Source organism: Xenococcus sp. PCC 7305 (assembly GCF_000332055.1).
Lineage (GTDB): Bacteria > Cyanobacteriota > Cyanobacteriia > Cyanobacteriales > Xenococcaceae > Xenococcus.
Genome location: NZ_ALVZ01000233.1, coordinates 91143 through 102301 on the forward strand (window position 1 = coordinate 91143; position 11159 = coordinate 102301).

Genomic DNA, 11159 nt, shown 5'->3' on the forward strand with positions numbered 1-11159 from the left:
TTTTGATAAATGGGAGATATTGCCAAATGATAATAATTTTGAGATGACTAACTCCCAAGAAACTTAAGCACTAACTTTTTCTAATTCATAATCGTTATAGATACTTGTCGTTAAACAATCAGTTAAAGCTTCTTGGATTATGGAACAACCTTGTTGTAAAATCTGCATTTCAATATTTAAAGGTGGTAAGATTTTAAGAACATTATCTCCTCTCCCAACTCGCTCAATAATGAGACCACGCTCAAAGCAAAGAGTACTAATTTTTTTGGCTAGCTCTGGATTGTTAAACTCGCCAAGATCAATACCCCAAATCATCCCGATTCCCCGTATTTCTATTTTGTCATTGATTGGTTTTATTTTTTCATTTAAAAACTTTTTCAAGAAAAATTCTTTGAGTTTAACTTCTTTCTCTAGTAAAGTCTTTTCTCGGTATTCAAGTGCGGCCGTTGCTCCGACAAAAGCTATTTGATTGCCTCGAAAAGTTCCAGTATGTTCTCCTGCCTTCCAAATATCCAATTCTGGCTTAATTAATAATAATGACATTGGAAAACCATAGCCACTAATTGATTTAGAAAGAATCACTAAATCGGGAACAATCCCCGCTCTTTCAAAGGAGAAAAAAGACCCCGTGCGACCACAACCAACTTGAATATCATCACAGATTAATAAAATATCATGGCGATCGCATAAGGCTCGTAATTCTTGCATCCATTTGATCGGCGCAACCGTAATTCCTCCTTCTGCTTGAACGGTTTCAAAAATAATTGCGGCTGGTTTGGCAATCCCTGAATGAGAATCATCCAGTATAGATTCTAAATAGGCCAAGGTATCAAAATTTGTCCGTTTTCCGTCAGGATAAGGCATAAAAGTAACATCATTAGCAATCCCAGAAATTCCAGCTCGGATTTCTTTATTGCCAGTAACCGATAAGCTACCAGAAGTCATGCCATGAAATGCTCCCATAAAGGAAAAGATCCCCGTTCTCTGTGTAACTTTTCTGGCTAACTTTAAGGCTGCTTCAACAGCATTTGTGCCTGTTGGGCCACAAAATTGCAATCGATATTCTAGGTTTTTTGGTGTCAGAATTGCATTGCAAAATTTAGTAATAAACTGCTCCTTAGCAGAAGTGTGAAAGTCTAAACCATGGGCGATCGCGTCAGTATCTAAATATTCGATAACTTTTTGTTTAATATAATCATTATTATGACCATAATTGAGTGCTCCTGCTCCTGCTAAAAAGTCAATATATTCGCGATCGCTGCCATAGATAATTGATTTTTTTGCCTTATTGAATACAGTAGGAAAACTGCGGCAATAGCTTCTTGCATTTGATTCGTATTGTTCAAAAACTTTCATGATTAGTTATTGGTTTATTGGTTATTATTTGACCTGTTATCCATTCGCTTCGTACATTTTTTTAAGCAGAATTATCAAAATTAAAAGTTACTTGTTGCTCTAGCATGGCAATAATTTTTTGCTGCTCTTTTGTTACTAGGGAAATATCTTGTAAACAGCGATCGGGATTATCCATAATGAAATTCAATAGCATTTTGAAATGAGTTAAAATCCCATCAATTGTTCCCGCATCAACTAGATTGAAATTGTAATTAACCCCGACTAATAAAGGAAAACTCGGCACGACAACTACCGTAATTGGATAATTGATCTTGTAAAAAGTGTTGAAGTCAATAATTTCTAAAGCTCTTTTCTCATCTCGCAAGCTTTCGGGTTGGGGTAAATTCTCAAAGACTACAATACTTTCAAATAAAGGTAATCCCGGCGGAATTTCACTCCAGGCTTTGACTTCTACTAAAGGACTATATTCGTATTGCCGAATTTCGACTAATAGCTTTTGTAGTTGTTTTAGCCAAGGCAAAATAGCTTTTTCTGGTTCGACCTTCACTCTGACAGGCAAAGTATTAAGCAACATTCCCGCAATGGATTCAACTCCTTCCAACTCAGGTGGACGACCAGAAACTGTACAGCCGTATAAGACTTCTGTTTGATTGCTGTAATGGCTAAGTAAGATCGCCCAAACACCTTGAATAAGAGTATTTAAAGTCAAATGATGTTGTTTGACAAAAGTATTAAGTTGGCGACTCATAGTTGGCGATAAAGCAATTTGCCGATCATCATATTGTTCTTGGCGATCGCTATTCCCCTCGATATACAAATTATTAATCGGAGTCGGGCGTTTAATCCCTGCCAGCATCTGTTGCCAAAATTGCTTTGCTTGGGATGGATCTTGTTGGTTTAGCCATGTAATATAACTACGGAATGGCGTGCTAGGTGCTAAAGAGAATTCTCGTTTTTCCTCGATAGACTGATAAATTTGCACGACTTCATTAAGCAATAGTGGCACTGACCAACCATCTGCCACAATAAAATGTCTAGTCCAAACCAGTTCATAAATATCGTCAGCCAAGCGGAAAAAAGTTAACCGCATCGGACAGGGTTGAGCTAAATCAAAATTACGAGAGCGATCGCGTTTCAAAAAAGATTGCAATTGCTCTTGCTGCTTCTCAGTTTCAATGTTTTGCCAATCTTGATAGTCAAAGGGTAATTTTACCTGTTGATAAACAACTTGTAGCGGTTGTTCTAGATCTTCCCAATAAAATCCTGTGCGTAAAATAGTGTGTCTTTGTACTACTTGCTGCCAAGCTGCGACAAAAGTTTCAATATTTAGTGATGCTTTGATTGTAAATGTGTCTTGGAATAAATACAGTCCATTGGTCGAATCATACAAACTATGAAACAAGATACCTTTTTGGATTGGGGTTAGTTCATAGATATCTTCAAGGGATTTTAGAAGTTCGGGGGCAATTTTAGCTTGTAATTCTGGTAAAAACTTTTTGTAGTCATGAGCTGAGGAAGTTATCTCGATATTCAAGTTATTATCTTGAGGCGTGATCTTAGCAGCTAAGCCTGCCACTGTGGGATATTCAAATATCTGTTTGGGAGTGGCTTTAAAGCCTGCTTGATTAACTTTCGCAATAATTTGAATACTTAAAATTGAGTCTCCCCCTAACTCAAAGAAATTATCATCGATACTGACTTGGGTAACCTCTAATACCTGTGCCCAAATATCCGCTAAGATTGCCTCTGTAGGATTACGCGGTGCAACAAAAACTTTCTCGGTTTGGGATTTAGCTTGCTCTGGTGCGGGTAATGCGAGTCGATCTACTTTGCCATTGGCAGTGAGGGGTAAGGCTTTTAATGGTATCCAGACAGCCGGAATCATATAGTTAGGTAATTTCTGTTGCAGAAAATTGGCTAAATCTTGATCGTTTAAACTTTGCTGTTGTTCAAACACAAGATAAGCTACTAGCCGTTTTTTTCCAGTTTTATCTGTTCTGGCGATCGCGATCGCTTCTTTAATCTGAGGATGTTGTTGTAGTGCAAATTCTATTTCGCCTAATTCAATCCGATACCCGCGAATTTTAACCTGATGATCGATTCTTCCGAGAAATTCAATATTGCCATTGGGCAGGTAACGAACGCGATCGCCTGTTTTGTAAAGATAAGGCAGATGGCAGAAGGCAGATGGCAGATGGATATTGATCAGAGGATTCTTGATGAACTTTTTGGCTGTCAATTCAGGTTGATTTAGATAACCTCGACTAACCTGTGCTCCAGCAATATAGAGTTCTCCTGGTACACCGATAGGTACTGGTTGTAATTTTTTATCTAATATATAAACTTGGTTATTAGCTAAGGGTTTGCCAATAGGTACTGTATCTGATTGGTGATCAGTGTTTGTCTCAACTTGATAAGTGAGGACTCCCACTGTCGTTTCCGTTGGCCCATAATGGTTGAAAATTTGGCAATGGGGTTGATATTGTTGGATTTTAGTCACTAATTGCCAACTTAAAGTTTCTCCTCCTAAAATTAAGCCTTTTCTTGGTAATATTTTCTCGGGTTGAGCTGCACTCAAGAGCGCATTTAGGTGAGAAGGTACGATTTTGAGATAGTCTATGGTGTGGCGATCGCAATAATCTGCTAGTGCTTCAGGATTACTAGCTCTTTCATTCGCAATAAGATGTAAACAACCACCAGTTAACAAAGCAGGAAAAATCACAGTATTTCCTAAATCTGCTGCCAAAGAAGAAACCAGCGCAAAACTTTTATTCTTTTGGAGATGAAGCCGATCGCAAATGGCATAGTAATAATTAAGCAGTTGTTGCTGCTCGATCGCGACTCCTTTAGGTTTTCCTGTCGAACCCGAAGTGAACAAGACATAAGTTAGATTTTCTGGACTTGTTTCTTGACTCGGATCAAGCTCGCTGCCCTTCGCAATTTTTTGCCAGTCTTGATCTAGACAAATAATTTCTGCGATCGATTGAGGTAAATTCGAGACTAATTTTTGTTGAGTTAAGACTATCTGTACATCATCCAGGCGATCGCCTAACGCTGCTTTTGGTAGATTGGCATCTAGAGGTAAATAGGCACCTCCTGCTTTGAGAATACCTAATAGTCCGACAATTGATAAAGAGGATTTTTCTAAGTACAACCCCACTAAAACTTCAGGTTTTACTCCTCTCTCTCGTAGGTAATGAGCCAATTGATTGGCTTGGGAGTTAAGTTGAGCATAGGTTAACTGCTGCTCTTCAAAAACCACCGCTATCTCATGGGGAGTTTTTTGTGCTTGCTCGGCAAACAGTTGCTGAATCGATTGCCCTTGGGGATAGTCTTTGGTGGTTTGATTAAATTCGTGGAAAATTCGTTCGCGATCGCGTGCATCAAGAATCGATAATTCCTCAATCTTGCATTCTGGATCTGTTGTGGCACTTCCTAGCAAAGCTTGCAATTGTCGAGCAAGACTATCAATCGTCTCTGGAGAAAAATAACCTCGATCATAATTAATTTCGATAAATAAACTATTCTGCCGACGAATACCAGACAGTTGAAGTTTATGTCTTTCAATTGAGCTAGATTGTTTTAATAAAGAAAAAGTTAGCGCTCCCAAATCTTGAGGACTAGGTAATTCTTGAAACTCAAACCCAATGGGGAATACCAAATCATCATCAGATTTTAAGGAAAAATAATCTTGCCATTCGAGAACCGATTCTAAAGTCTGTTCCAGGTTTGCGATAACTTCAGCAAATGTCAGATCTCCAGTCAAATCACTTTTAATTGGTAAACAAGTAGCTAGCAATCCCATAATTGAGTGCATTTCTTCATATTCTCGGCGATCGCAGTAAGTCCCGATCGCAATACTAGATTCGTCTGTTAGTCGCCAGATCAGGATTTGCCAACAGGCGAGTAAGATTGAAGAAACCTTAGTTTGATATTTTTGAGCAATCGTTTCTAGTTGGGTTATAAGATCTTCTGCGATCGCGATATCTAAAGTTTGCATCTTTACTCTAGATACGCCTACAGAATGGTTCTCGAAGGGTAATCTAAAAGAGTTCAGCCTTTGTTCTTGCCAAAACTTTTCTGCGTTTGTTGCATCTTCATCGCTTAATAATTGGTTTTGCCATTCAGAAAATTGCACATATTGTATTTCTTCTGCTGATTGACTAGCTTGATAGTTACCATAGCCATCGGCAATCTCATTAAACAGATTTTTCAATGTCCAGTAATCGGCAGACAAAGCAGGTAAAGTAATTTTGAGAATATAGTTAGTTGCCGAAACTTGATATAAAGCTAATCGTAAACTAGCCTCGGTTTCGAGATCATAAGCTTGTCTACTCTCTTTCTCAAATAACTCTTCAAGATCCAGGTCGCGCTCTCGAAAGTCGATTTCTTGCCACCAAAAACCACTGCGATCAGCTATCGTCATTACTGGTAATTTGACCCCAGGTAAACGACTAAAATTTGTCCTCAATATTTGATGGCGAGCGACGATTTGTTCGACTACTTGTTTCAATCTTGCGGTTTGTAAATTCCCCGCGATCGCGATCGCCCCTTGAGTCAAGTAAGCCGCATCATCTTGCTGAAGTCGCCATAGTCGTTTTTGTTGTGGTGAGAGCCCAAAGCCGGTAAGAGTTGGAGTTGCCATACATTTATCCTGATTATTTAGTCTTAATTGCTTTAAATTTTGCTAATTTAGAAATTTTCTTTTGTTGTTTGGCTTGATTTTGTGCTGCTATTTCGCGATCGCTCAAGATTTGGAGATTATTCAGCCGAGCATCGGGCGTTGCTATCACGCTACCGAGTAAAGTCTGGAAGTGATTTGACAAGCGATTAATTTTCTTCGCCGTAAATAAATCAGAATTATATTGCCACTCCCCGACAATTCCAGTTTCTGTTTCCTGCAAAAACAAAGCTAGATCGAATCTTGTAGTTGCATCTTCGACTTCTCTTAGTTTCAAACTCAATCCTGGCAAATCAAAAGCTGGCAAAGGAGTATTTTGCAACACCAATAAAACCTGAAACAAAGATGGTGTATGACTCAAATATCTTTGTGGTTGTAATGCTTTTACCAGGCGATCGAAAGGTAAATCCTGATGGGCATAAGCTGCTAAAGTTATCTGCCGTACTCGTTGCAGTAATTCAGTAAAACTAGGATTGCCACTCAAGTCGGTTCGTAAAACTAACAAATTGACAAAAAAGCCGATTAAAGACTCTATCTCCCCATGATTACGGTTCGCAATATCCGTTCCCACCACAATGTCATCTTGACTCGTATGATGTTGTAGCAAAATTTGTAAAACGCTTAGCATCGTCATAAACAAGCTCACGCCTTCGCGACGAGATAATTGCCCCACCGCTTGAGAGAGCTCCACCGGAATTAGAAAGGTTTCTTGAGCACTAGGATTGGTCGTAACTTCCTGTCGAGGAACAGTAGTCGGCAGGTTTAACCGAGGAAGTTGATTTAATTGTCGTTGCCAATAATTTAACTGAGATTCTAAAAATTCTCCTTGTAATAGTTGACGTTGCCAAGCCGCAAAATCTGCATACTGAATTAGTAATTCTGGTAATGGATTTGATTGATTATTGGCAAACGCTGTATACAACTGTGATAGTTCATGGATAAAGATTCCTGTTGACCAAGCATCACAGATAATATGATGCATTGTCATTAGCAACAGATGTTGATTCGTCTCTACTCGCAAAAGTGTCAATCTAAATAACGGCGACTGAGTTAAATCAAATGGCTGCTCGGTATGGGCTTGCTCTAATCTTTTAATTTCTGTTGCTCGCTCAGGGGAGGAAAATTCTGATAAATCAATAAGCTTTAAATCAAGATTTAACTCCGCAGCGATTTGTTGTCTCGGTTGACCATCAACGACAGTAAAACTTGTCCGTAAAACTTCATGTCTTCTGACGATTTCATTAATGCTTTGAGACAATGCATCTAAGTTGAGTTTTCCTTCTAGTTCTAAAATGCTGGTGCCATTGTAGGCAAAGGATTCTGGTTCTAATTGAGCGAGAAACCATAGTCTCTGTTGGGCAAAGGATAAAGGTAAATTTCCTGCTCTGGCTACAGGTCTAATCAGAGGAATTTCTGTCGCCACACTATTTTCTAGTTGCTCAGCTAATTCGGCTATTGTCGGATATTCAAATAAACAACGTAACGGTAACTCGATCGCTAAACTTTGACGTATCTTTGAGACAACTTGAGTCGCTAGTAGAGAATGTCCTCCTAGTTCAAAGAAATTATCCTTGATTCCTATTTGTTCTAGATTTAAGACTTCTTGCCAGATTTTAGTCAGGCTTGCTTCTGTCGAATTACGTGGTGCAATATATTTACTGGTTGAGATCTCAAAATCAGGAATCGGTAAAGATTTGCGATCGCATTTTCCATTGGGAGTCAAGGGAAAAACTTCTAACGCCACCCAAGCTGAGGGCATCATGTAATCGGGTAGTTTTGTCTTAAGAAATTCTCGTAATTGTTTATCGGGCTTTGCCCTTGAAGGCAGAGGGCAGCGGTGAGACCCCGCGCCGCCGTCAGGCGCAAGGGAACGCTCACCAAGAGAGAGGGCAGAAGGCAGAAGGTTTAAATCTACTTTTTCCTTCTCACTTTGGTTTAAAATCTCTTCCTTTAAGAAGCCCTCTTGTGCAAAGTGGGATCTTTTCGGGTTGCCTTCATTCTTCTGTCTTAGTTTACTGTCTAATGACTGTGGCGTAATGTAATAGGCAACTAATCTTTTCTCCCCATTTTTATCTACGCAAGCATTCACTACCGCATCTTGAATCAAGGGATGTCGAGCGATAATGGTCTCAATTTCTCCTAGTTCAATCCGAAATCCGCGAATCTTAACCTGATTGTCGATTCTTCCTAAATATTCAATCGAACCATTATCTAACCATCGGCCTAAATCTCCTGTTCGATAAAGTAAATCTCTCTCAACTCCTGGCAATGGTTTAGCTGTTTCAGCAAAAGGATTCGCAATAAAACTCGTTTGGGTTTTCTCCTGATTGTGCCAATAACCAATACCAACTCCATAGCCAGAGACACAAATTTCTCCTGGAACACCAACAGGAACTAATTGCTGGTTAGAGTTGAGGATATAAAGATTGAGATTAGCTAATGGTTTACCAATCGCAACTGTATTGCTATTTTCTGGCAGAGGCTGTGTGATGATCTCCTGGGTAATATCGTCACTAGCTTCACTTGGGCCATAGGCATTAACGATCGCAATATTCGGATATAGTTTAAGCCATTGATTAACTAAATCTACTGCTACTGATTCTCCTGTAACCATCATCCATTGCAGAGATGGTAATTTTCTAGATTCAGTATCTAACTTAGATAAGTAATCGATGAAACTTCTCAACACTACGGGAACCAGTTCTACTAGAGTAATTTGGTTTTGTTGAATGACTTGGAATAATTGTTCGGGATTACAAAGAGTTTCTTGATTGATGATTACTGTTCTACCACCAATTAGAATCGGGGCGAGAAATTGCCAAACAGAAATATCAGAAGAAGCCGGGGCAGATTGCAGAAAAGTTAAATCTGAATTTAAATCTAAAGCATCGTATTCAGCATAGATATGATTAATCGCGCCACCATGACGAATAATTGTGCCTTTGGGTAATCCTGTCGAACCAGAGGTATAAATCATATAGGCTGGGTCAATTCCCGTTAGTGCCAACTCTATATTTTCTCTGCTTTGGTTGGAGTCTAAATCTTCATCATCTAGACAGACAATATGTTTTAACTTAGGACAATTTTCCAGAATATGGTTGGAATTTTCCCGACAGAAGCGATCGCAGAGCACAATCTTGCTTTCACTATTGGCCAATATATAGGCAATTCTTTCTGGGGGATAACTGGAGTCGATGGGAACATAAACCCCGCCTGCTTTTAAGATTCCTAATATCGCGATCGCAAAGTTAGCATTTCTTTCTTGCCAAATACTGACAAACTCTTCAGGCTGTAATCCTAAACTGGTTAGTAATCTGGCTATTTGATTGGCTTGCGCATTCAGTTCTTGATAAGTTAATTTCTTCTCACTATCAACTACGGCAATTTTATTTGGCGTTTTAGCGACTTGAGATTCAAATAACTGACTAATCGTTTGCGTAACGGGATAGTCCTGACTATTATCATTAAATCCAATTAATAACTGTTGCTTTTCTGCTGATCTCAACATCTCAATCCCAGACAAGGGCAAGTCGGGATTGATAACTATGTTTTCTAAAATTGTTTGGTAATGTCTCAGCAATCTTTGGATCTCATTAGCCCCGAAGCGATCGCTGTTATATTCAAAGCAAACATCCAATCCGCGATCGCTATCTCTAATCTCTAGAGTAAGATCAAATAATGCCATCCCGTTATCAATGGGAATATCTTCTACTTGCAACCCTGGTAGCTCTAAATTGGCAGTGGGCAGATTATATAAAATAAACATCACCTGAAACAGTGGCGACTGGCTAGTATTTCTTTCTGGATGTAGTTGGGCAACTAATTTTTCAAAGGGTAAATCCTGATGAGAATAAGCTTCTAGAGCAACTTTTTTAACTTGTTGCAGTAGCTCGGAAAAACTAGGATCACCAGAGAGATCACTGCGGAGCACTAAAGTATTGAGAAAGATGCCGATCATGGCTGTCAATTCCGGACGATTTCGATTCGCGATCGGGGAACCAACTAAAATATCTTCAATCTCTGTGTAGCGAAATAACAATAGTTTAAATGCCGCCAATAGCAACATAAATAAGGTAACTTGCTTACTTTGGCTGAGAGCTTTCAATCCTTGGCTGAGTTGGCTTGAGAGTAAAATTGATTCCCTCGCACCTCGACACGAATTTATTCCATTGGTTTGATGTTGTCGATTAAGACTTGGTAGTTCTAGTTTCGGTAAGTTGCCCTTTAGTTGCTGTTCCCAGTAATCGAGTTGAGAGTCAAAGATCTTATCTGATAGCTGTTTTTCCCATAAAGCAAAATCTGGATATTGAATCGACAACTTCGGCAAGGAAGGTGCTTTTCCTGTTTTTAAGTCGGCATAAACTGTGGCTATTTCTCGGATAAAGATCGCCATCGACCAACCATCACAGATAATATGATGTACTGCGATCATCCACAGATATTGCTCTTTATTTAGTCGATATAGTTGCAGTCGAAATAAAGGAGAGGCTTCCAAGTCAAAGGGCTTGCGAGCTTCTTGAGTTGCTAAGGTGATCGCGTTGGCTTCCGAGTTTGGTTGCTGAGGCATTTCTGCAATGGGTATTTTGACCAAAAGCTCAGGAGCAATCTGACAAATCGGTTTTCCCTCTTGGGCAATAAACTTACTCCGTAAAATTTGATGACGTTCAATAACTCGGTTAAAACTTTGCTCTAATAATGTGATATCGAGTGAGCCTGTTAATTTGACAAGACTAATTTCATTGTACAAAGGCAATTCTGGCTGTAATTGATGCAGCAGCCATAGCCTTTCTTGAGCAGAGGAAAGTATTTGCTCCCCAGAGTTGGACTGAGAATTACTAATTAATGGTGGTTTTACATTATTAGCACCTTTCTTCTTGAGACGATATTCTAGCAACGTCCGTTGGGCGGGGGAAAGGGCAGCCATTCTCTGGGAAAAATCTTTCATCTACTCAATTAATAATCTTGTTGATTTTATTGATAATTAGTCTTAATAATAAATTTAAAAAGATTGTCTTGTCTAAGCTCCTGATACTAACCTGCGTTCATAGACTTAAAGATCATTTTTAATTCCCTTTGCGTCTTTGCGTCTTTGCGCGAAATGCACAATTACACTTTAGAATGC

General features: G+C 39.2%; 3 protein-coding genes. All 3 read right to left on the bottom strand.

The genetic code is table 11. The annotated features are described in order from the left end of the window. Positions 1–63 precede the first annotated feature (63 nt). The 3 genes from ectB to XEN7305_RS29905 all read right to left on the bottom strand — a co-directional run bounded on the left by ectB (position 64) and on the right by XEN7305_RS29905 (position 10982). On the bottom strand, positions 64–1356 hold the full coding sequence (gene ectB, locus XEN7305_RS25515) for a diaminobutyrate--2-oxoglutarate transaminase (protein ID WP_006512444.1): 1293 nt from the start codon (positions 1354–1356) through the stop codon (positions 64–66). A gap of 61 nt (positions 1357–1417) precedes the next feature. Next, the gene (locus XEN7305_RS25520; protein ID WP_006512445.1) at positions 1418–6001 is read right to left on the bottom strand and encodes a non-ribosomal peptide synthetase; all 4584 of its coding nucleotides are present in this window, start codon (positions 5999–6001) and stop codon (positions 1418–1420) included. Positions 6002–6014: 13 nt separating this feature from the next. Further along, positions 6015–10982: a non-ribosomal peptide synthetase gene (locus XEN7305_RS29905; RefSeq protein WP_006512446.1), complete on the bottom strand. Its 4968-nt coding sequence runs from the start codon at positions 10980–10982 to the stop codon at positions 6015–6017. Positions 10983–11159: the final 177 nt, after the last annotated feature.